Raw genomic sequence first — 22,394 nt, 5'->3', positions numbered from 1 at the left:
GGGTTCGCAGTGAGGGTGCGGTCAGTTTCCGGGGTGGCCCTTGACGATGGTGTCGGCCGCGTGCAACGCCATGGCGACGCTGGTGAGCGTGGGGTTGGAGGCGTTGCCGAAGGGGTGCAGCCCGTTGCCGCCCAGGTAGAGGTTGTCGATGTGCCAGACCTTGGAGTACTCGTCGACGACGCTGTCCAGCGGGCTGCGGCCCATCCGGGTGGTGCCCGCGATGTGCAGCGGCAGGCCCGGGGTGAGGAACACGGGCTCGGAGCCCGGCATGAAGCCGCCGAGCGCGGCGGCCGTACGCAGCATGTGCCGGCTCATGCGGTCCGTCTCCCGGCGTTCGCGGTCGTCGAGCCGGAAGGTGAAGGTGGGCTGCGGCATGTCGAAGGTGTCGCGGAGCCGACGGGAGAAGGTGACCTTGTTCTCCGGGCGCGGCCGGGAGATGCCGAACCAGCGCAGGTCCACGATCAGGCGCGGGTCCACGTTGGGCGGCACGGCCCCGTAGGTGAAGGCGTCCCGGTGGATCTGGCAGTGCCAGGGGCGGGCCGTGGTCACCAACAGGGCCAGGTTCGGGTCCCGTTCGCCGGGCGGGAACGGCACCGGGTCGGCGGTCTTGTCGCCTGAGTGCAGCCGCTTGAGCTGTTCGGCGCGGTACCGGGCGACCCGTTCGGCCGCGGCACCGGCCGCCTCGTCCTCGCCGCAGGAGGTCTCCCGCAGGATGTCCTCGATGTGGTCCATGTGCTGCTGCTCCAGCACCACCTGGCAGAAGACCATGGGCTGTTCGGTCAGATAGCGGCCCAACGCCGGAAGGGTGACACCGGAGTTGAACAGCAGCTGGGGCGTCGGCACGGCTCCGCACGCCACCACATAGGTGCCCGCCCGCAGCCGGATCTCCTCGCGTACGTCGCGCAGATCGCGCACCACGGCGTACTCGACGCGCTGGTGCTTGCCCGCACCCGTGATCTCCAGCCGGACGCACTGGTGCTCGGGCAGCAGCGTGAACGAGCCCCGTGGCGGCGAGTGGACCGGGTCGGCCAGGTCGCCGAGCACGGTGTCGGCGGCCGACCAGGTCACCGCGGAGGTGCGGTGCGAGTCGGCGCGGTCGCTGACGGCCAGGGGCAGTTCGGTGACGTCGGCGGACTCCTCCCCGGCCCGCTGGAGCACGCGCTTGACGAGCAGATGCCGGGCGGAGGAGGCGAACACGGAGGTGCTGCGCGCGAGCAGGGACTCCGCCTCGTCGTACAGCCTGCCCATCTCCTTGTCGTCGATGGGGTAGTCCAGGCCCGCGTGGCGCCGTTCCACCTCGGGGTGGAACCGGGGCACGGCACAGGTCCAGTGGGTGGCCATCCCACCCACCGCGTAAGTGGCCGCCGCCGCGGGCAGGTTGAGGTGCTTGCGCTGCTCCGGGTTCTGGTTGCGCATCGAGAAGCCGGCGTACTTGTCCGGATCGTAGGAGAACGCGGACGGGTCGAGCGTGAGCGCCGGTTCCCTGTTCGTCGCGGTCGACAGGGGCAGCAGATGGCCCTTGATGACGGAGACGAACAGGTCGATGTTCTTCTGGAACAGGTAGCTGTTCTTGAGGTGTTCGCCGTAGCGGCGGGACAACTGGGCCCCGGCGTCGATCATCAGGACGCTCTTGCCGGCGTCGACGAGCTTGCGGGCGAAGGCGCACCCGACGGGACCGCTGCCGATGACCAGTACGTCGGCCTCACCGGAGGCGGGCACAGGGATGTCGTTCATGAACGTCCTTCCCACCAGCGCGGCGGAGTGCAGTTCGCGGGTGAAGGCGTCTCGGCACAGGGCCACTGGGGCCTCCAACACCGTGGCACACCATGGACGCATGTGCGAGTTGTCATATGCCAAAGGCGCGATGGGGAATATGCCTCAGGCGTGACTCTGAGGGGCGGCCGCGGCCCCGGGCCCGGACGGCGGCTCGAACCGCTGGGCGGGCCGCGGCCCCCGGCCCCCGCACGGCGGCTCGAAACCGCTGGGCGCACACACGGGGCGGACGGCGCAGACGTGGGAGCCGAACATGGGCGCGTGTGCGCCCTGCCGTGGCCACGGGACGGCGCCTACAGTGTGGCTCCGCCCTGCGTCCCGCTGGCAGGGCGAGGCTCACCCCTTCGGTCACCGGCCGGCCCCGGCCGCCACCCGGGCCGCGGCATCGCCGCGGGGGCCGGGAGCGGCCTGCCGCGGGCACGTGCCGCTGACCACGCGCCTGACAGGCACCATCCGTGAGACCGCCCGGACCGCGCCGGCCTGCGCGACCTGGCGCGTCGCCGACCGCTGGAGGCCCTGTGTCCCGACCGTGCATCGCCCTGATCTCCGACCCCACGTCCTCCGAAGGCTGCGCGGACGTCCTCGCGCAGGCGGTGGACCTGCTCACCGGCGCCCCGCCGGTCCGCGTCGACTCCCGGCACCTCGCCCCGGGCGGCTCCGGCCGCGCGGTCCCGGACCCGGACGGGTTACGCCTGGTCCTGCCCGAAGAGGGGCTGGACCTGGTGCCCGACATCGTCGTCCTCTACGAGATCCCGCCGCACCGCAGGAGCCCGCTCGCCCCGCTCCAACTGCTGCTGGCCCAGCGCGACGCGGTCACGCTCGCCGCCCTGCCCGACGCCTGGCGGGCGGCGACCGAGAAGAACCTCACCGTCGAACGGTTCCGGCGGGACGGCGTCGGCCACATGGAGACCCTCGTGCTGTCCCGCCCCTCGCCCGAGGACGCGGCCGCCGCCCTGGACAAGCTCGGCGGCGACGCCTGGGCCCGCCCCGTCGTCGGCACCGGCGGCGACGACACCTTCCACATCACCGGTCCCGACGCCCTGCACCGCGCCGCGGACCACTACGCCCACCGGGGAACCGACTGGCTGCTGTCCCGTGACGCCGGGAACACCACCACCGGCGGCGCCCGCCACCAGTTCCGGGTCTTCGTGCTGCACGGCCGGGTCGTGCACGCCCGCGAGCACATCCAGCCCTCGCCCGACACTCCCTGCAACACCTGCCAGGGCGCCGTCCCCGTGCACATCGCCCCGCCCGACCTCGACCCGCGGCTCACCGAACTGGCCGTCGCCGCGACCGCCTCGGTCGGACTGCCCTTCGCCGGGGTCGACCTGGCCGTCGAGAACGGCGGGGTCGTCTTCGAGGTCAACGTCCAGCCCGCCTTCGTCGACGGCGAACTCCACACCGTCGCCGTGCCGTACATCCAGGCCCATCTGGACGCCCACGCCCACGCCCGGCGCGGCGGACCCGCCGCCCGGCCCGCCCCGCTGCGCGACCCGTCCCTGAACCCCGACCCGATGTGACATCGTGGCCTGAAGCCGATGGGGAGAGCATCAGGGGGTGGGCGGCGTGCCGGAACTCGGCAAGGGCGGCAACACGGCGGTGAAGGACGGGCCGGTGACGGCGGAACTGCGCGCCGAGGGCGAGCAGGTGGACCTCAGCGCGCTGCTGGTCACCGCGGACGGCAGGGTCCGCTCCGACGACGACCTGGTCTTCTACAACCAGCCCGAGGCCGAGTCCGGGGCCGTGCGCCATCTGCCCGCCGACTCCGCGGGACCCGAGCGCGTCGAGGTGCACCCCGGCGCGCTGCCCGCCGACGTCGACCGGGTCGTGCTCGTAGGCAGCTGCGACCCCGACGACACCTCCCGCACCTTCTCCGCCGTCCGTGACGTGCTCGTCCGGGCCCGGCAGGACGGCGCCGAACCCGTCGACTTCCGGCCGCCGCCCCTCCTGGACGGCGAGCGTGCCGTTCTGCTGATGGAGCTGTACCGCCGCGGCCCCGGCTGGAAGCTGCGCGCCATCGGCCAGGGCTACGCCGACGGCCTGGCGGGCCTCGCCACCGACTTCGGCATCGATGTGGCCGAGGGTGAGGACGGGAGCGGCGACGGGACCGATTCCGACGGCCGGGCCGAGACACGCGACGCCCGTACCGACGCGCACGGGGCCACGCAGGAGCGGCTGCCGACGCAGCCCGTGCGGCCCCAGCCCGTCCAGCCGCCGTCCGCCCCCATGAGCCTGCGCAAACCCCCGCTCGGCAGCGTCAGCCTCGACAAGGGCAGCCAGGCCACCATCAGTCTCGACAAGCAGGACAAGGAACTGGTCGTCACGGCCACCCTGGAGTGGGACGGGGGCAGCGACGAGCGCCGCCGCCGGGGCGCCGACCTCGACCTGTACGCCCTGTTCGTGCCCGCACACAAGGCCCTGCGCGGCTCCGGCACCCCCGGTACCGTCGTCAAGTCCGGCCACACGCCGCAGGGCGAACCGCTGCCCTCCGCGGGCTCCCCGGCCACGGCTAAGGGCGGGGCGAAGAAGGGCAAGAAGGCCGACGTCGTCTACTACAGCCGGCTGGGCGCGCTGAAGAACGCGCCCTACATCCAGCTGGACGGCGACGCCCGGGTCCCCGGCAAGGAGACCGTGCGGATCGTCCGCCCGGACCAGCAGGGGTACGTCCTGCTGTGCGCGTACTCCGCGGTCAGCAACGGCTTCGGCTCCTTCCGCAGCTTCGGCGCCAAGGTCGTCGTCACGGACGGACGGGGCTCCACGGTCACGGTGCCGCTGTTCGAGAACACCAAGACCCGCTACTGGGTGGCCATCGCCCTGGTCGACTTCACCGATCCCGACGGCGCCGCCATCCGGCACGTCGAGGCGTACAGCGGCCGGATGACCGAACGCCGCCCCGTGCTGCACCCCGACGGAGCCGTCGAGATGAACGCCGGGCCGGTGGAGTTCAAGCGGCGCTGAGCCCGGGGCCACCGGTACGCTCCGAAGCATGCGGATCTCCGTCTCGTCCGACATGGACGAACCCGTGGCCCGGCGGCTCGTCGCGGAACTGCGCGAGCGGGGCCACGACGTCGGCCTGCACGGCGCGCTGCGCGCGGGCGACGACCCGCGGTGGGCGGTGTGCTCCGCGGCCGCCGCCCGCGAGGTGGCCGAGGGCGGCGCCGACCAGGCGGTGGTCTGCTGCTGGACCGGCACCGGCGCCTCGATCGCGGCGAACAAGGTGCCCGGTGTGCGCGCGGCCCTGTGCACGGACGCCGGCACCGCGGACGGGGCCCGCCGCTGGAACGACGCCAACGTCCTCGCGCTCAGCCTGCGCCTGACCTCCGAACCCCTGCTGAAGGAGATCCTGGACGCCTGGTTCGCCGCCTCGCCCAGCGAGGACGCCGAGGACCGGGAGAACCTGGCCCGCGTCGCCCGCCTCGACACCGCCCGGACGACACCCGGCTGACCCGGCACCCGGGGGACAGGACCGTACGACGCCGGGGGGCTCACGACCGTAGGACAGCCGTCGGCAAGGAGGCGCTGTGACGGGCTGGACCTGGGAGTACGAGGGCTACGAGCCCGCCGACGAGCGGCTGCGCGAGTCGCTGTGCACACTCGGCAACGGCTACTTCGCGACGCGCGGCGCGCTGCCCGAGTGTGTGGCCGACGATGTGCACTACCCGGGCACCTATGTGGCCGGCTGCTACAACCGGCTGGTCTCGCAGGTCGCGGGCCGGGCGGTCGACAACGAGGACATGGTCAATGTCCCCAACTGGCTGCCGCTGCGCTTTCGCACCCACGGCGGCGCCTGGCTGAGCCCGGACACCGCCGAAGTGCTCGACCATGCCCAGGTGCTGCACCTCACCGACGGCGTGCTGGAGCGCCGCACACGCTACGCGCTGCCGGAGGGCGGCACGCTGTGGGTGCGGCAGCTGCGGATGGCGCACATGGCCGACCCGCACCTGGCCGCGCTGCGCACCGAGTTCACCGCGCACGGCCACACCGGGGAACTGGAGGTCGAGGCGGCCCTGGACGGCGGCGTGACCAACGCGGGGGTGGCCCGCTACCGGGACCTGGACGGCCATCACCTCACCCATGTGCACACCGGCACCGCCGACACCGACACGGCGTGGCTGCGCTGCCGCACCCGCACCTCCGACATCCGCATCGGCATGGCCTGCCGGCTCGACTGCGAGGAGCCCGTCACTGTACGGCACACCCGTTCGCGCACCGTCCAGTGTGCGCGCCTGACCGTGCGGCCGGGCCGTACCGCCACCGTCGACAAGATCGTCGCCCTGCACACCTCCCACGACCCGGCCATCAGCGATCCCCTGTTCGCGGCGGTCGCCCGGGTGGAGCGGGCCCCGGACTTCGACGCGCTGCTCGCCTCGCACCGCACGGCGTGGGCCCAGCTGTGGCGCCGCGCCGATCTGGAGGTGCCGGGCGAGGCCGGGCGCATCCTGCGGCTGCACATGTTCCACGTGCTGCAGACGCTGTCCCCGCACACCGCCGACCTGGACGTCGGCGTACCCGCGCGCGGTCTGCACGGCGAGGCCTACCGCGGCCATGTCTTCTGGGACGAGCTGTTCGTGCTGCCGTACCTGGACCTGCACTTCCCCGAGGTGGCCCGCGCCCTGCTGCGCTACCGGCACCGGCGCCTGGAGCAGGCCTGCACCGCGGCCCGGGCCGCCGGGCGGCGGGGCGCGATGTACCCGTGGCAGAGCGGCAGCGACGGCCGGGAGGAGACCCAGCGGGTCCATCTCAACCCGCGCTCGGGCCGTTGGCTGCCGGACCGCTCCCGGCTGCAGTACCACGTCGGCTCGGCCATCGCCTACAACGTGCTCAGGTACTGCGACGCCAGCGGGGACGTGGAGTTCCTGCACACCAAGGGCGCCGAGATGCTGCTCCAGATCGCCCGCTTCTGGGCGGACGCCGCCGTATGGGACGCGGACCTCGGCCGGCATCGCATCAAGCGCGTGATGGGCCCCGACGAGTACCACGACGCCTACCCCGACGCCACCGAGCCCGGCCTGGACGACAACGCGTACACGAACGTCACCGCCGCCTGGGTGCTGGCCCGCACCCTCGACGTGCTGAGCGGCCTGCCCGAGCCGCGGCGGCGTGAACTGGGCGAGCGGACCGGTCTGGACGAGGGTGAGCTGGAGCTGTGGGAGGAGGTCTCGCGCACGCTCTACGTGCCCTTCCACGAGGGCGTCATCAGCCAGTTCGACGGCTACGGCGACCTGGCCGAGCTCGACTGGAGCGGCTACCGGGCCCGCTACGACGACATCCGGCGGCTGGACCGCATCCTGGAGGCCGAGGGCGACACGGTCAACCGCTACCGGGCCTCCAAGCAGGCCGATGTGCTGATGCTCGGCTATCTGTTCCGGCCGGCCGCGCTGAAGGGGCTGTTCTCCCGCCTCGGTGTGCTGCTGGACGACGACATCTGGCGGCGCACGGTCGACCACTATCTGCACCGCACCAGCCACGGCTCCACGCTCAGCGGCCTGGTGCACGGCTGGGTGCTGGCCCGCGACCGGCGCGCAGAGGCCTGGGAGTTCTGCCAGGAGGCCCTGCGCGGGGACATCGCCGACGTACAGGGCGGCACCACCGGCGAGGGCATCCACCTGGGCGCCATGGCCGGCACGCTGGACCTCGTCCAGCGTGGTCTGACCGGTCTGGAGGCCCGCGACGGCGCCCTGTATCTGGACCCCGTCCCGCTGCCGGAGCTGTCCACCTACGGCTTCTCCCTGCGCCACCGGCGCCACTGGGGCATCCATCTGCTTCTGCGGCACGGACGGCTGGAGATCACCGTGCCGCACTCCGACGCCGGCCCCGTGGACGTACGGCTGCCCGGCCGCGAGGTCCGCCTCGAACCGGGGGAGACGGTGCAGCTGACGCTGCCCGACTGAGCCCCGCAGGGGAGGGGACCGCGCCGGCCGGGCGCCGGTCGGGTGAAGTGACAGGGTGCTGTGCGTGCCGGGGCGGCTCAGTGGGCCCCGAGTCCTCCTCCGCCGAAGGAGCCGCTGCTGCCCTTGCTCCACCGTGGTCGTTCCTTGTCGGCACTGGTACGGGTCTGCGAGTTGGACAGCTCGTACGGCGTGAGCGGGCGCTCGCCCTTGGGGATCTTCGGAATCTCCTCGGGTTCGCGGTTCTCGCGGATCTCGTGGACCGGGCCGCCTTCCGGCATGTGCGGCTGCTCCTCCGGCTTCGGCCGGGGCGGCTCCTCTTCGCGGATGCGGTTGCCCAGCCAGAAGCTGCCGGCCAGCAACGCCAGGAGAACGACGCCGACACCGAACAGCCCCAGGCTGAGGAGACCGCTCTGTTCGGCTAGCTGCATCGAAGCGGTACTCATACCAGCCAAAATACCCGCGTATCGGGCACGGAACACCCCCGGGGAGGCGGAGGGTGGCAGATGACGATGTGTGCCCGCCCGGTCGCACGAGGTGTTCGCGGCACCTGTGCGCGGCGGACACGAGCGCGGGCGAACCCGCGGCTGATCCCGGCGCGGCACCGCCGGCAGTTGCCGCCCAAGCACATTGCGCGGGCCTTGGCCCCGGCTCGGTCCGCGGGAGCCGGCCGTGGCGGAGACCGCCCTCTGGCCGCCGGTGATCACCTCGTGTTACGAAGAACCATGTCCGCACCCGAGGAAGCCCCCGCAGCCCGCTCCTACGACGCCGTGATCGTCGGAGGCGGCCACAACGGCCTGGTCGCCGCCGCCTACCTGGCCCGCGCCGGCCGGTCCGTGCTGGTCCTGGAACGGCTCGGCCACACCGGCGGCGCGGCCGTGTCCACCCGTCCGTTCGCGGGCGTCGACGCCCGGCTGTCGCGCTACTCCTACCTGGTCAGCCTGCTCCCCGAGAAGATCGTCGGCGACCTCGGACTGCGCTTCGCGGTCCGCTCGCGCACCATCTCCTCGTACACCCCGGCCGAACGCGACGGCCGCCCCACCGGACTGCTCGTCGGCGGCGGCGAACAGCGCACCCGCGAGGCCTTCGCCCGGCTGACCGGCGGCGAGCGCGAGTACGTGGCCTGGCAGCGGTTCTACGACATGACCGGCCGGGTCGCCCGGAGTGTGTTCCCCACTCTCACGCAACCGCTGCCCACCCGCGAGGAGCTGCGCCGCAGGGTCGACGACGAGGAGGCCTGGCGGACCCTGTTCGAGGAGCCGATCGGCGTCGCCGTCGAGGACCGCTTCGCCGACGACCTGGTGCGTGGTGTGGTCCTCACCGACGCCCTCATCGGCACCTTCGCCGACGCCCACGACCCCTCCCTGGCCCAGAACCGCTGCTTCCTCTACCACGTCATCGGCGGCGGCACCGGCGCCTGGGACGTGCCCGTGGGCGGCATGGGCGCGCTGACCGACGCGCTCGCCTCGGCCGCGCGCAAGGCCGGCGCCGTCATCGCCACCGGCCACGAGGCCGTCCGTGTCGACACGGACGGCCGTACGGCGGAGGTCACCTACCGCACGGCCGACGGCGAGGGCGTCGTCGCCGCCCGGCACGTCCTGGTCAACGCCTCCCCGCAGGCGCTGGCGGCACTGACGGGCGAGGAGTCGCCCGACCCGGCCGAGGGTGCCCAGCTGAAGGTGAACATGCTGCTCAAGCGGCTGCCGAGACTGCGCGACAGCGCGGTCGACCCACGCGAGGCGTTCTCCGGCACTTTCCACATCGCCGAGGGTTACGACCAGTTGGCCGCAGCCCACCGCCAGGCCTCGGCCGGTGAGCTGCCCGCCGCGCCGCCGTCGGAGATCTACTGCCACTCCCTGACCGACCCCACGATCCTCGGGCCCGACCTGGTCGAGCAGGGCCACCAGACGCTCACCCTGTTCGGGCTGCACACCCCGGCCCGGCTGTTCGAGCGGGACAACGACGGCGTCCGCGAGGAACTGCTGAAGCTCACCCTCGCCCAGCTCGACGCCCACCTCGCCGAGCCGCTCGCCGACTGCCTGGCCACCGACGCCGACGGCCGTCCCTGCATCGAGGCGAAGACCCCGCTCGACCTGGAACGCGAGCTGCGTCTGCCCGGCGGCAACATCTTCCACCGCGAGCTGTCCTGGCCCTACGCGCAGGAGCGGACCGGCCGCTGGGGCGTGGAGACCGGGCACGCCAACGTCCTGCTGTGCGGGGCGGGCGCGGTGCGCGGGGGAGGCGTGAGCGGGGTGCCGGGGCACAACGCGGCGATGGCGGTGCTGGAGACGCCCTGATTCCAGGACTCCGAGATCTGACACCCTGTCAGACAACCCCTTCCGTCCTCCGGGTGACTCGGGCATCCTGCGCCCATGCAGACCGAGCTGAGCCGCCAACTGGGCGTCGAGCACGCAGTCTTCGGCTTCACGCCGTTTCCCTCCGTCGCCGCGGCCATCAGCCGGGCCGGCGGGTTCGGCGTGCTCGGCGCGGTCCGGTACACCGCCCACGACGAACCTTCTCGCAGAAGCGCGAGCGCACCCACCGCCCCTGCGAGAACAGCCGTGTCTGATCGGCGAAGTGGGCCGATCGCGGGTTGGACGACTGCGAGTAGGTCAGCAGCGTGCGCGCAACCGGGCACCGGCTGCCGTCCCAGCCCACGGCCTGGATGTAGCTGGAGCCGGTGGTGACCTCGGTGTATCCGCCGCTCGCCGGGGTCCACACGGGCTCGACCTTGTTCCACATGCCCAGCGACTCCGTGCCGCCCGGCACGGGGATGCACCGGCCCTCGCGCACGACGAACTGGTGCTCCCCGAGCGGGGCGTCCAGTGCGATACCGGCGGCCCGCGGTTCGGCGACCGCGTCCGCCAGGGCCGTCGCGAAGCCCGGCGCGGAGGTGTTCAGGGTGTGCGGCGTGCGCACCGGGTCGGCGGCCGAGAACGGCACCTTCCACACCTGCGCGGCCGGCACCAGGGCGGTGAGCCTGCGCCAGAACCGGTCGAAGAGCAGGGCGCCCGGCTGCCGGGGTCCGTCGTACGGTCCCACCCGGCGAGCACCCGGCACGCCTCGGAGACGTCGACCGGCGTTCCGGTGCCGCCCGTCGGCGTTCCGCCCAACATCGTTGAGGAAAGGGGTGGTTGAGCGTACCAACAGGTAGGTATCGCGGGGACGGTGCTGCGCGACCTCGCCTCCGGGGTCCTTGACCTCGGTGTCCGGCGGGCCGAGGATCCTGTGGCATGAAGCCCGGACACGGCAGCACCGTCGACGGGGTGCTGCGGCGCAGCGCCCGCCGCACACCGGTACGCGTCGCGGTCGAGCACCGCGACCGCGCCTGGACGTACGAGGAGCTCGACGACGCGGTCTCGCGCGCGGCGTCCGTCCTGCGGGCCGAGGGCCTCGCGCCCGGCGACCGGGTCGCCGCCTACGGCCACAACTCCGACGCCTATCTCATCGCCTTCCTCGCCTGTGCCCGCGCGGGCCTGGTGCACGTCCCGGTCAACCAGAACCTCACCGGCGACGACCTGACGTATCTGATCGGGCAGTCGGGCAGCGCGCTGGTGCTCTCCGACCCGGACATCGCCGGCCGACTCCCGTCCGGAGCAAGGGTGTTGCCGCTGCGGGACGCCCAGGACTCGCTGCTCGCGCGACTGCGGGAGGCATCACCGTACGACGGGCCCGAGCCGCGCGCCGAGGATCTGGTGCAGCTGCTGTACACCTCGGGCACGACGGCGCTGCCCAAGGGCGCGATGATGACCCACCGGGCGCTGGTGCACGAGTACTTGAGCGCCATCACCGCGCTCGATCTGAGCGCCGGGGACCGCCCGGCGCACGCGCTGCCGCTGTACCACTCGGCCCAGATGCATGTGTTCCTGCTGCCGTATCTGGCCGTCGGCGCGACGAACGTCATCCTCGACGCCCCGGACGGCGACGTCCTGTTCGACCTCGTCGAATCCGGCCGCGTGGACAGTCTGTTCGCCCCGCCGACGGTGTGGATCGGCCTGTCCAACCGTGCCGACTTCGCCACCCGCGACCTCGACGGCCTGCGCAAGGCGTACTACGGCGCGTCGATCATGCCGGTGCCGGTGCTGACCCGGCTGCGCGAGCGGCTGCCCCGGCTGGCTTTCTACAACTGCTTCGGCCAGAGCGAGATCGGCCCGCTGGCCACGGTCCTCGGCCCCGACGAGCACGACGGCCGCCCCGCCTCCTGCGGCCGGCCGGTGCTGTTCGTCGACGCGCGCGTGGTCGACGCGAGCGGCAAGGACGTCCCCGACGACACCCCCGGCGAGATCGTCTACCGTTCACCGCAGTTGTGCGAGGGTTACTGGGGCAAGCCCGAGGAGACCGAAGAGGCCTTCCGCGACGGCTGGTTCCGCTCCGGCGACCTCGCGGTCCGGGACGCCGAGGGCTATCTGACGATCGTCGACCGGGTGAAGGACGTCATCAACTCCGGTGGCGTCCTGGTCGCGTCCCGGCAGGTGGAGGACGCCCTCTACACCCATGAGGCGGTGGGCGAGGTGGCCGTGATCGGCCTGCCCGACCCCAAGTGGATCGAGGCGATCACCGCGGTCGTGGTCGTCCGGGGCGAGGCCGGCGAGGACGACCTGCTCGCACACGCCCGTGAACGGCTCCCCTCGTTCAAGGTGCCCAAGCGACTGGTGTTCGTCGACGCCCTTCCGCGCAACGCCAGCGGCAAGATCCTCAAGCGGGAGCTGCGGGACCGGTTGGGCTGAGCGGGGGGTGCGCGCGGGCCGGCCCAAGGCGATCGCCGTCTCCAGACGCTCCAGCGCCGGCGCGCACAGGGACCGGGCGAAGGGCTCATGCCCCGGCCCCCGGCGGCCCGTCCGGTCCTCGGCTCCGGGCCGCCCGGTCCTCGACCTCGGTCCGCCCGGTCCCAGGCCCTCCGGGCCCCGTCCCGCCGGGTCTTCGGCTCCCGGTCCTCGGCCTCGGTCCCCGGGTCCGCCGGGTCTTCGGTCCCGGTCCCCGGGTCCGCCCCCCCCGGGCCCGCCGGGTCGGTCCCCGGGTCCGGCCCCCGGTCCGCCAGATTCCCGGTCCCCCGGCCCGACAGGCCCGGTCCCCGGGCCCGCCGGGTCCTCGGTCCAGTCCCGGGCCCCCGGCCAAGGCTGGCCCTGCCCGCGGCTCAGCGTGGGGCGCGCCCACGATTCGGCGGATCTTGCCCCTGCCGGGTTTCCGGCGGCAGCGGCTTATTGGTCGAGTCCGGAAGTCCTTCGGGGGTTGACACAGCGGCGGGTGCTGCGTCCCGGGTGTTGTTGGTCAGATGTCGGGGGCGGTGAGTGAGGGTCCGAGGGTGTCCCCGGGGACGCCAGGGCTTGGCAAGCTAGTGAAGCCGGCATTAAAGTCCTACTTCATTATGAAGCAAGTACATAACTCTCCGTCCAGCCTCGCTCGTGACCCCGATGGCAGCCTCTTCGACCCCCGGGTGAGGTCTGCCATGGCCCAGTTCACCGCAGGAGAGGACACCTTGGCCCTCGAAGGCGCAGGAGCGGTCCGCGGAGCCTTCCACGCCATCGAACGCTTGCGTGCCCGCGGGGCCGAGGGGCGAGGGCTGAGCGCGGGGGCGCTCGACCTCCTGATCCGTCTGAGCGCCGCATCCGATGATGGGATCAGCATTGGCGCGTTGGCCCAGGCGGCCGGAGTGAGCTCACGCAATGTCACCGGACTGGTCGACACCCTCGAACGCGACGGACTGGCTGAGCGGATCCCCGACCGGCGTGACCGCCGTTCAGTACTGGCCCGGGTCACACCCGCCGGGCTGGCCTGGGTGGACTCCTTCCGTCGACCCACCCAGGCCGCCATGGCAGCGGTCTTCCGCGGATTCACGCCCGCCGAAGTGACCCAGCTGCGGCATCTGTGCCTGCGCCTCGTCGAGAACCAGCATCGACTCGACCAACACCTGAGCCAGGCCGACGGGACGAACACCACCCAGCCGTGAACCGGACATCCACCGTCCGAAGAAGCGACCAAAGGACCGCGCCGCGATGACACCCGAGACCCGGACCCGGCAGATCGTCCGGGGCTATCACGACGCCAGGTTCAGTGGGGACGTGCCCGCAGCTGTCGCGCACCTTGCCGAGCCGTTCACCTTCCAAAGCCCGCTGATGGGCTCCGAGGATCCCGTCGGCCACCTGGCCGGGCTTCCCGGATTCCTCCAGGTAGTCACCGGCGTCGACATGATCAGCGAACTGTACGGCGAGAGCGAGGCCACACTCGTCTACGACGTGCATACCGCCACCCCAGCCGGCACCCAGCACACCGCCGAACACTTCCGCCTCGACGGCGCCGGAATCACATCGATCAGGCTGATCTTCGACGGAACACCCTGGCAGGCGATGCTGGCAATGATGGGCCAGGCCCCGCCCGACACCGCTGCGGCGAAACGCGCACGCTGAAACGCCACCAGTCGAACTCGGCGAGGCGACAAGGCCGTCCCGTTCCTTCCGTCGTGTCCGCCATGGGGACGCCTCCCTCACCAACCGCATCAATTCGGACGACCGATCATTCGGTCGAGGTGCTGGAGATCAGTTGTCCAGGCGTGCGGGGGCCTGGCAAGGGGTCGGTCCCGGCCTTCTCGGCGCGCGTCGCGAACCGGTGGGGCGACAACACATGGACGGCGATCATCCCGATTGGTGAAATATGCCAAATGCATGAGTGAAGCGGTATTTGCCTGGTCAAAGCTGCTTCTGAGCAACTGCCGTCAGCAGCGAAGGGATGTTCATGGCGGACAACAAGGTCGACACGGGCAGGTCGACAAGGTCAGGAGAGCCGCCGCCGCAATAGGACTCGTGACCCCGCTGGGCACACCGGCGGCGCCCCCGCCCGACGAGGAGTGGCCGCTGCCCGGCGGCAGCGCCCGCGTGTACTGCGGCGAGGGCCGAAGGGGGTGGTCCGGCCGGTCGTCCCGGCCGCCGGGTTCAACCCCGGGCCGGCCGACTTCGCCCGGCTTCGGAACGGGCTGGATGGCGGGCGGTTCCCGTTCAACGGCGAGCTGCGCCGCCGCGGCCGCACCCTGGCGTGACGTCCGTGCCCTCCCGGGTCCGCGTCCCGCCGGCGGGGCCGGGGCTTCGGCCGTGCCGAAAGTCCCTTGCCGACCCGGTCGCCCGACGCACATGATCGGCCGCATGCCGACCTTCGCCGCGTACGACGGGACCCTTCTGGCTCACCACTCGCTCGGGGGGAGTGGTGAGCCCGTGGTCGTCCTGCCCGGAGGTCCGATGCGTGCCTCGGCCTACCTCGGCGACCTGGGCGGACTCGCCGCGCGGCGCCCGCTGGCCCTGCTCGACCTGCGCGGCACCGGCGACTCCGCCGTACCCGCGGACCCGGCGACGTACCGCTGCGACCGGCTCGTGGACGACGTGGAGGCGCTGCGCGTCCACCTCGGCCTGGAACGGATGGACCTGCTCGCGCACTCGGCGGGCGGCAGTCTGGCGATGCTCTACGCCGCCCGGTACCCGGCGCGTGTGCGGCGGCTGGCGCTGATCACCGCCACGCCGTGGGCCCTCGGCATGCCCGCCACGCCCGAGCACCGGCTCGCGGCGGCCCGGCCGCGGGAGAGCGAGCCGTGGTTCCCGCGGGCCTTCCCCGCCTACGAGAAGTGGCTCACCGGCGGCGGCGACTTCGACGACGTCTTCCTGCCCTTCTTCTACGGCCGCTGGGACGAGACCGCCGCCGCGCACGCCGCGAGCGACCTGGAGCAGACCAACGAGGAGGCGTGCGAGCGCTACGGGTCCGAGGGCGCCTACGACCCGCCCGCCACCCGGGCCGCGCTCGCCGCCCTCACCGCGCCCGTGCTCGTGTACGCGGGCGCGGCCGACGGCGGTCCCCGGCCGGAGCTCGCCCGGCGTGCCGCGGAGGTATTCCCGCACGCCGAGCTCGTGGTGCAGCCGGGCGCGGGTCACTACCCCTGGCTGGACGACCCGGAGTGGTTCGCCGACCGGGTCGCGGGCTTCTTCGCGGGCTGATCGCCGTAGGCCGTCATGAAGCGGTCCCGGAAGCGGTCCATGTCCCACACCGGGGCGGTGCGCGCGGGCTTGAGGCCCTCGGTCCAGCCCCAGTCGGCGATCCGGTCCAGCACCTTCGGATCGCGGGCGACGAGCGTGACCGGGACGTCGCGGCTGGTGCTGCCGGCCGTCACCGTCGGCACCGGCTGGTGGTCGCCGAGGAAGACCAGGACGGTGTTCTCGTCGCCGTAGCGCTCCAGCCAGCCGGTCAGGCTGCGCAGCGAGTACTCGATGGCCCGCCGGTACTCGGTGCGCACGCTGTCGGGGTCCCGCCACACCTCCTCCGGGTCCTTGCCCTCGGCCGCGATGCCGTGGAACACCGAGCCGTCGCCGAGGTCCTCCCAGTCGATCATGTGCGCGACCGGCGCCCAGGGGTTGTGGCTGGAGGCGAGGATGATCTCGGCCATCAGCGGACCCCGGCCGGCGCGGCCGTGCTCCAGGCGTTCGAAGGCCTCCATGCTGAACTGGTCCGGGACCGGCGTCCAGCTGAAGTACGGGCCCCGGTAGCCGAGATGCTCCGAGTCGTAGATGTGGTCCAGGCCGAAGTACCGGCCCTCGGGCCACGCGCGGCGCACCCCCGGCACGATGCCGACCGTGCGCCACGCACCCGACCTGCGGAAGTAGCCGGTGAGCGTCATACGGTCGCTCGTGGTCAGACTGCGGTAGCGCTGCTGGTTCTTGATCCACAGACCGGACAGGAAGGTGGAGTGCGCCAGCCAGCTGCCCGCGCCCGTCACCGGGGAGCGCAGCCAGCCGCTGCGCGCCTCGAACCCGGCCGCCTTCAGTGACGCGGTGCCGTCGGCCAGCACCGCGCCCACCCGCGCGGCCATGTCAGGGTCCTCGATCGCGGTCCGGCCGTAGCTCTCGACGAACGTGAACAGCACGTCCTTGCCGCGCAGTCCGGTCAGCAGCCGGTCCGGCGGAGTGGCGGCGAACGCGTCGACCGCCGCCTCCTTCTCGAAGACCTCGGCGTCCTCGATCCCCGCGCGCACCATCTCCACACGGTTGCCCAGGAATTCGGATGTGCCCCTGGTGGCCAGCGGGACACCGACGCCCGGCACGGCGAAGGTGACACACACGATCCACGCGGTGCCGAGGATCACCGTCGTCCGTGCCGCCACCGGACGGTGACGGTCCATCAGCCGCGCCAGCCGCGTCGTCGACCAGGTCATCAGCGCGACCACCACGACCAGCAGCACCGACGCCCCGCCCACGGCGAGCACTTGACCCGTCCGCCCGAACGACTCGTGGACGAACTCCACGGCGTCGTCGAGCAGGATCCAGTCCAGGACCAGGTCGAAGGGGCGGGCCAGTACCTGGTAGAAGCCCATGTCCAGGCACTTCAGGACGGTGACCAGACCGAGGAACACCCCCGTGGCGACCGCCGCGATACGCCGGGGCCTGGGCGGCAGCACGAGCAGCAGCCCGGCCAGCAGGACCCCCTCGGCGGGGATGCGCAGGAACGCCCCGAACGACAGCCTTTCCAGGCGGTTGGGCAGGAGCAGGGCGCACAGGGGCAGGGCCACGGCCAGGACGGAGGCGGTCACGGCGGCGCCCCGGACCGTGCGCGGATGCCGCTGCCGCCATCCGCGCGGTCCGGGGCGCCCGGCCGGGGCCTCGGCCTCCTCCCGGCCGGTCCGCTCCGACGAGGCCGGTTCCCGCCCGGCGTCCGACGAGGCCTGTTCCCGCCCGGGGGCCAACGAGGACTGTTCCCGCCCGGTGCGCTCCCGCTCGGGGTCCGACTCGGCCTGCTCCTGCCCGGCGCGCTCCGGCTCCGGCTCCGACCCCTCTGTCTGCTCCGCCCTCGCTGTCTGCTCCGGCTCCGTCTGCTCCGGCTCCGTTTCCTCCGGCTCCGGCTCCGTCTCCTGCGCCTCCGCGTCCGTCGGTTGCCCCGCGCCCTGCGACACCCGTGGTCCTCCCGTACCTGGCCCGTAGACATGCGTACGGCCCGCCGTCGCCTTACGTTCAGACGCCGGGCGGGCCGGACGCACACGCTACGCGCGAGGGCGGTGTCTCACCGCCGCGGGCGGTGCTCCGCGCGACCGTGTCGGCTCACGGGCCGGTGGTCCCGGTGCGCTTCACGCACAGAGCCCAGATCACCAGAGCGGAGATGGCGATCGCGACGATCGACCACACCGGATAGTAGGGCAGGGACAGGAAGTTGGCGATGATGACGAGCGAGGCGATCACCACGCCGGCCACCCGCGACCAGGTCGCCCCGGTGAACAGTCCGTAGGCCACCAGAAGGGCGAGCACGCCGAGGATCAGATGGATCCAGCCCCAGGAGGTCAGATCGAACTGGAACACGTAGTTCGGGGTGGTGAGGAAGACGTCGTCGTCGGCGATCGCCATGATGCCGCGCATGATGTCGAGGATTCCCTCGATCATCAGCATCACGGCGGCGAAGACCGTCAGTCCCTCGGCCCAGCTCTGCTTCGCCGACGAGGGCCGGCCGGCGCCGGTCGCGGAGGGGGTCGTGGTCATGTGGTTGCTCCTCTCCCTACGGTGCCGGACTCAGGTGCCGGCGGCCGGGGCAGTGGGTTCGTGCTTGGCGCCCGCCGGTCCGTGGCCCGACAGCACCAGTTCCTTGGCGCGGCGGTACTCGTCCTCGGAGATGTGGCCGCTGGCCCGCAGCTGCGACAGCTTCGTCAGCTCGTCGGCGCTGGACGGGCGTCCGCTGCCGGCGGTCTCCCGGACGTAGTCGTCGAACTGCTGCTGCTGCTGACGGGCCTGGTCGATCTCCCGGCGCCCCATGTTCTTGCCCCGCGCGATCACGTAGACCAGGACGCCGAGGAAGGGCAGCAGGATCACGAACACGAGCCAGCCCGCCTTGGCCCAGCCGCTCATACCGTCGTCACGGAAGATGTCGACGATGATCCGGAAGAGCAGGATGAACCACAGGATCCACAGGAAGAACCACAGCATGGTCCAGAACATGCTCAGCAGCGGGTAGTCGTACGCGAGGTAGGTCGCAGTGCTCATCTTCTGCCTCCGTCCCGGCCCCGTGCCGGGTAGCCGTTGACTGCACTCTCAGCGTGCCCGGCTCGGCACCCGCCGCCCTCACCCGAATCGGGTGATCGCGCAGGGCCCCGGGCGCCCGGGAGCGGCCCGCTCAAGGTGCCGGATGCCCGCCGACGCCCGCGCGGCGCAGCGCGGACCGCCAGGCGAAGGCGACGGCACCCTCCACCACACCCATCAGCACCATCCACAGGCCCAGCAACCGGGTCAGCGCCACCGCCGACTCGCTCGGCAGGGCGAGCACCACGATGCCCGCGACGATGCCGAGCAGGGCCGCGCCGAAGACGAACCCGCGGTGCGGAAGGCTCTTCGTGGCGATCGCCGCGTAGGCGGTCAGCATCCCGGACACCAGCCACACCACTCCGACGATCACCGACAGCGCCGCGATGGTCTGCAGCGGGTTGCGCAGACACAGCACCCCGGCCAGCACGAACAGCACCGCGAGCAGCAGCCCGGTGAGCCGGTCGCCGCGTTCCTGGGCGAACACCGCCACGAACCGGAAGACACCGCCCACGAGCAGATACAGCCCGATGAGGACCGCGACCACGTGCAGCGTGACATCCGGCCAGACCAGCAGCAGGATGCCGGGGATCAGCGTGGCGAACGCCGACGCGAGCAGCCAGGTCCACGAACGGCCGAGCTCCGCCAGCGCCTGTTCGGTGTCGGCCCCGCCGGACCCCGGTCCTGACGCGGCAGGCTGTGCCGATGTGCGCGATTCGGTCATGGCTCCCCCTCGGCGGTTCGGCGGTTCGGCGGTTCGGCGGTTCGGTTGGGCGTGCCGGCGGGCAGCCGGCGGGACGGGCTGCGGAGAACCCTCGCGGCCCACCCTGCCGCGTCCGCCGGACGCCCGGATCACCCACGACGGGTGATCCGGGCGAGGGGAGCGCCGGTGAGGGCGGACACGGACCGTCGCCCGGAAACGGGGGCGCAGGAGTGGCAAGCAGGGGGTGGCAGAAGGCCGGACATGACGGCGGACAGTGCGCCCACCCCCACCGTGACGCCCGCGCGGGGCCTTGCTCCGGCAAAACGGCCTCGACCCCGAGCGCCTCACTCCGGCACCCGCCGCATCTCCACCACCCGTAGCCCCAGGGACTGACAGCGGGCCAGCAGTCCGTACAGCTGGGCCTCGTCGATGACCGGGCCGAACAGGACGGTCTGGCCGGACATGACCACGTGCTCCAGCTCCGGGAACGCCTTGGTCATCGTTTCCGACATGAGCCCGTCGACGCGGATCTCGTAGCGCATGAGCTGCCCTCCCGCGGGTGGCGTGGGGGTGGGCGGAGTGGGCCCCGCACTGCGATCGTCCCTCCCGTTCACCCGTTCGGCTTCACCCCGAACAGGTGAACCAGGGCCGACGGCCGTGGGCGTGCGCCGTGCGGCCTCAGTGTTTGAGCATCAGCTTCAGCGCGACGATCGCCAGGCCGAACAGGAGGTTGACACAGGCGGAGGCTGCGACCAGCCCCCAGGAGGCACCCGCCCGCCGGGCCGCCTCGGCCGACCAGCCCACCTGACCCGCCACGGCGACGCCCAGTGCCAGCCACGCGGCGCCCGCCACGTCCAGGCCCAGCAGCGGACTGACGGCCACCGCGACGGCCGGCGGCACGGCGGCCCGCAGGATCGGCCACTCCTCGCGGCACACCCGCAACACGGCCCCGAAGTCCAGCGGGTCCTGCGCCAGCCGGGCCCCGAACACCTGGGCGTGCACATGCGCCAGCCAGAACACCGTGCCGGTCAGCAGCAGCGTCAGCACCAGCTGCACACGAGGGAACTCGCCGAGGGTGCCCGCGCCCAGCACCACGGAGGCGGCGAGCATCGAGCCGTACACACCCCCCGTGTAGTCGGTGTGGGCCCGCCGCTCGGCGCGCCGCGCGGCGGCCGCGGTGTCGTGGGCCCGCCGCGGCAGAGGAGTCACCGCTTCTTCCCGGCCCCGGGGCGCGGGGCGTCGGCGTCGGCGCCGCCCACCGGCGCGCCGGGCAGCTGCGAGGTGACGAGGAAGCTCGCCAGGGTGATCGCGCCGGCCGCGAGGACACCGGCCTTCAGGCCCTTGAGCTGCGCGGACGCATAGGACTCCGTCAGGGCGTCCACCTCGGCGGGGGGCAGCCCGGCCTCCTCGGCGGTCGTACGGATCTGGTCGGCGGGGACGAAGGAGATCCCGGCCTCCAGGGCGATGCCGGTCTGCTCGCGGGCCGCGTCCGACACCGCCGGATTGTCCTCGATCTGGGTGGTGAACGCGGTGGCGAGGGCCCCGATCAGCAGTGACCCGATGAACGCGGTGCCCAGCGCCGACCCCAGATTCTGCGCCGTGTACTGCAGACCGCCGGCCTCGCTGCGTTCGTTCTCGGTGGCGCCCGACTGGACCACGTTGCCCAGTTGCGACACCAGCAGGCCCATGCCGATGCCCAGCAGGGCCATCGCGCCCGCGAACTGACCGTCGTCGATGACCGGGTCGATGGTGGCCAGCAGCCACACGACGGACGCGGCCAGTGTCAGCAGGGCCACCCTGACCATCCGGCGCGGGCTCACCCCGCGTCCGAACCGCGAGGCGCAGAACGAGGCGACGACCATGCTCACCGAGACCGGGAGCAGCCGCAGCCCGGTCTCGAAGGCGTCGAAGCCCTGGACCACTTGGAGATACAGCGGGATGGCGAAGAACAGCCCGAGCAGGATGAGGTTCTGGCTGAGCAGCGTCAGCAGTCCGGACCGCACGGCGGGCCTGCGTATCAGCGGCAGATGCACCAAGGGGTCGGCGCCGAGGGCGACCCGGTGGTGCTGCCAGCGGACGAACCCGGCGAGAACGGCCACCGAGGCACCGATGACGAACAGCGTCGGGGCGAACCCGAAGACCGTGAACGGCGGGTTCCGCGGCTCCACCCAGCCCCAGGTGCCGCTCTGCAGCACACCCAGCACGCCCAGCGCCAGCCCGGTCGCGGAGAGGACGGCACCGACCACGTCCAGCCGGGGGCGCGGTCCGGTCATCGGGGTCTCCCGGATCACGCGCCTGCAGAGCAGCATGGCCAGGACCACCACGACCTCCCCGGCGAAGACCAGCCGCCAGGTGAGATACGTCGTCACCCAGCCGCCCAGCAGGGGACCCACGGCGATGCCCGCGCCGGCCAGACCGCCGATGACGCCGTAGGCGACGGCCCGGTCCGCGCCCCGGTACGACTCGGCGACGAGCGCGGCCATCGCGGGCAGCACCAGCGCGGCGCCCAGGCCCTCGATGACCGACCAGCCCAGGGCCAGCACCCAGACGGTCGGGGCGGCCGCGGTGAGCGCCGAGCCCACGGCGTAGACGACCAGGCCGACCAGGAACAGCCGGCGGCGGCCCAGGATGTCGCCGAGCTTGCCGCCGACGATCATGAACGCGGCCATCACCAGCGCGTACAGCGTGATGACGGCCTGGATGGCGGTGACCTCGGTGTCGAAGTCCTCCACCAGCTGGCTGATCGAGACGTTCATGACGGAGGTGTCCAGCACCATCAGGAACTGGGCCGTCCCGAGGACCATCAGAGCTTGCCAGTGCCGCACCCTGTCACCTCGATCACGTCGACCGATCGGCCCCGACCCGGCCTGCGGGCATCCGGGCGGAGGCGAGTTGCGCCGCCGCTGCCATGGCACCCGAAACCCCGGAGCGGCGCCTCACCCGCCACGGGGGAGTGCCCGGACCGGGATCAAGGGGCCGCCGTCCGGATCATGCCGGCGT

18 protein-coding genes and 2 pseudogenes are annotated in these 22,394 nt (G+C 72.4%); 10 read left to right on the top strand and 10 right to left on the bottom strand.

Annotation, left to right across the window (positions count from 1 at the left end; translation table 11 throughout):
* Positions 1-21: 21 nt before the first annotated feature.
* Positions 22-1,734: a pyranose oxidase gene (locus tag ABZZ79_RS15855; RefSeq protein ID WP_356689507.1), complete on the bottom strand. Its 1,713-nt coding sequence runs from the start codon at positions 1,732-1,734 to the stop codon at positions 22-24.
* Positions 1,735-2,291: 557 nt separating this feature from the next.
* Between ABZZ79_RS15855 and ABZZ79_RS15850 the strand changes: the two genes are divergently transcribed.
* The 4 genes from ABZZ79_RS15850 to ABZZ79_RS15835 all read left to right on the top strand — a co-directional run bounded on the left by ABZZ79_RS15850 (position 2,292) and on the right by ABZZ79_RS15835 (position 7,664).
* On the top strand, positions 2,292-3,293 hold the full coding sequence (locus tag ABZZ79_RS15850) for an alpha-L-glutamate ligase (protein WP_356689506.1): 1,002 nt from the start codon (positions 2,292-2,294) through the stop codon (positions 3,291-3,293).
* Positions 3,294-3,330: 37 nt separating this feature from the next.
* A complete protein-coding gene (locus ABZZ79_RS15845) occupies positions 3,331-4,731 on the top strand; it encodes a TerD family protein (RefSeq protein WP_356689505.1) in 1,401 nt (466 codons plus the stop codon).
* Positions 4,732-4,759: 28 nt separating this feature from the next.
* Entirely contained in the window at positions 4,760-5,218 is a 459-nt protein-coding gene (locus tag ABZZ79_RS15840) for an RpiB/LacA/LacB family sugar-phosphate isomerase (protein ID WP_356689504.1), read from the top strand.
* 76 nt (positions 5,219-5,294) lie between these two features.
* A complete protein-coding gene (locus tag ABZZ79_RS15835) occupies positions 5,295-7,664 on the top strand; it encodes a glycosyl hydrolase family 65 protein (protein ID WP_356689503.1) in 2,370 nt (789 codons plus the stop codon).
* A 77-nt stretch (positions 7,665-7,741) separates the two neighbouring features.
* Here ABZZ79_RS15835 and ABZZ79_RS15830 read toward each other — a convergent pair whose 3' ends face one another.
* Positions 7,742-8,107 carry a DUF6479 family protein gene (locus ABZZ79_RS15830; protein WP_356689502.1) on the bottom strand — a complete coding sequence of 122 codons (366 nt, stop codon included), beginning with the start codon at positions 8,105-8,107 and terminating at the stop codon, positions 7,742-7,744.
* A 279-nt stretch (positions 8,108-8,386) separates the two neighbouring features.
* Between ABZZ79_RS15830 and ABZZ79_RS15825 the strand changes: the two genes are divergently transcribed.
* The gene (locus tag ABZZ79_RS15825) at positions 8,387-9,958 is read left to right on the top strand and encodes an NAD(P)/FAD-dependent oxidoreductase (RefSeq protein ID WP_356689501.1); all 1,572 of its coding nucleotides are present in this window, start codon (positions 8,387-8,389) and stop codon (positions 9,956-9,958) included.
* A 75-nt stretch (positions 9,959-10,033) separates the two neighbouring features.
* Positions 10,034-10,174, top strand: a pseudogene (locus ABZZ79_RS15820) (nitronate monooxygenase); the annotation flags it as partial.
* Here the strand turns inward: ABZZ79_RS15820 and ABZZ79_RS15815 are convergent.
* Positions 10,116-10,771: pseudogene (locus tag ABZZ79_RS15815) on the bottom strand (penicillin acylase family protein); the annotation flags it as partial. The pseudogenes ABZZ79_RS15820 and ABZZ79_RS15815 sit on opposite strands and share 59 nt — an antisense overlap.
* A 123-nt stretch (positions 10,772-10,894) precedes the next feature.
* Between ABZZ79_RS15815 and ABZZ79_RS15810 the strand changes: the two are divergent.
* The 4 genes from ABZZ79_RS15810 to ABZZ79_RS15795 all read left to right on the top strand — a co-directional run bounded on the left by ABZZ79_RS15810 (position 10,895) and on the right by ABZZ79_RS15795 (position 15,634).
* Positions 10,895-12,388, top strand: a complete 1,494-nt coding sequence (locus tag ABZZ79_RS15810; protein WP_356689500.1) for an acyl-CoA synthetase — start codon at positions 10,895-10,897, stop codon at positions 12,386-12,388.
* 719 nt (positions 12,389-13,107) lie between these two features.
* On the top strand, positions 13,108-13,608 hold the full coding sequence (locus ABZZ79_RS15805) for a MarR family transcriptional regulator (protein WP_356689499.1): 501 nt from the start codon (positions 13,108-13,110) through the stop codon (positions 13,606-13,608).
* A 112-nt stretch (positions 13,609-13,720) separates the two neighbouring features.
* Positions 13,721-14,065, top strand: a complete 345-nt coding sequence (locus tag ABZZ79_RS15800; RefSeq protein ID WP_356689498.1) for a hypothetical protein — start codon at positions 13,721-13,723, stop codon at positions 14,063-14,065.
* A gap of 729 nt (positions 14,066-14,794) precedes the next feature.
* Complete coding sequence (locus ABZZ79_RS15795) at positions 14,795-15,634, top strand: alpha/beta hydrolase (RefSeq protein ID WP_356689497.1); 840 nt, start codon at positions 14,795-14,797, stop codon at positions 15,632-15,634.
* Here ABZZ79_RS15795 and ABZZ79_RS15790 read toward each other — a convergent pair.
* The 7 genes from ABZZ79_RS15790 to ABZZ79_RS15760 form a co-directional block, all read right to left on the bottom strand.
* Positions 15,571-17,580, bottom strand: coding sequence for a sulfatase (locus tag ABZZ79_RS15790; RefSeq protein ID WP_356689496.1), 2,010 nt, complete (start codon positions 17,578-17,580; stop codon positions 15,571-15,573). The two genes, ABZZ79_RS15795 and ABZZ79_RS15790, sit on opposite strands and share 64 nt — an antisense overlap.
* Before the next feature lie 145 nt (positions 17,581-17,725).
* Positions 17,726-18,157: a hypothetical protein gene (locus ABZZ79_RS15785; RefSeq protein WP_356689495.1), complete on the bottom strand. Its 432-nt coding sequence runs from the start codon at positions 18,155-18,157 to the stop codon at positions 17,726-17,728.
* Positions 18,158-18,187: 30 nt separating this feature from the next.
* The gene (locus tag ABZZ79_RS15780; protein WP_356689494.1) at positions 18,188-18,655 is read right to left on the bottom strand and encodes an SHOCT domain-containing protein; all 468 of its coding nucleotides are present in this window, start codon (positions 18,653-18,655) and stop codon (positions 18,188-18,190) included.
* Positions 18,656-18,785: 130 nt separating this feature from the next.
* Positions 18,786-19,415 (bottom strand): DUF308 domain-containing protein, encoded by a 630-nt coding sequence (locus tag ABZZ79_RS15775; protein WP_356689493.1) that lies wholly within the window; start codon positions 19,413-19,415, stop codon positions 18,786-18,788.
* Positions 19,416-19,738: 323 nt separating this feature from the next.
* Positions 19,739-19,936 (bottom strand): hypothetical protein, encoded by a 198-nt coding sequence (locus tag ABZZ79_RS15770; RefSeq protein WP_356689492.1) that lies wholly within the window; start codon positions 19,934-19,936, stop codon positions 19,739-19,741.
* A gap of 136 nt (positions 19,937-20,072) precedes the next feature.
* Positions 20,073-20,603 carry a hypothetical protein gene (locus tag ABZZ79_RS15765; protein ID WP_356689491.1) on the bottom strand — a complete coding sequence of 177 codons (531 nt, stop codon included), beginning with the start codon at positions 20,601-20,603 and terminating at the stop codon, positions 20,073-20,075.
* Positions 20,600-22,219, bottom strand: a complete 1,620-nt coding sequence (locus ABZZ79_RS15760) for an MFS transporter (RefSeq protein ID WP_356689490.1) — start codon at positions 22,217-22,219, stop codon at positions 20,600-20,602. The genes ABZZ79_RS15765 and ABZZ79_RS15760 overlap by 4 nt, the downstream gene beginning before the upstream one ends.
* Positions 22,220-22,394: the final 175 nt, after the last annotated feature.

It is taken from the genome of Streptomyces sp. NPDC006458, assembly GCF_040612135.1.
Lineage (GTDB): Bacteria > Actinomycetota > Actinomycetes > Streptomycetales > Streptomycetaceae > Streptomyces.
The sequence above is the reverse complement of the archived record's forward strand: the minus strand, read 5'-3'. Positions and strand labels throughout refer to the sequence as shown.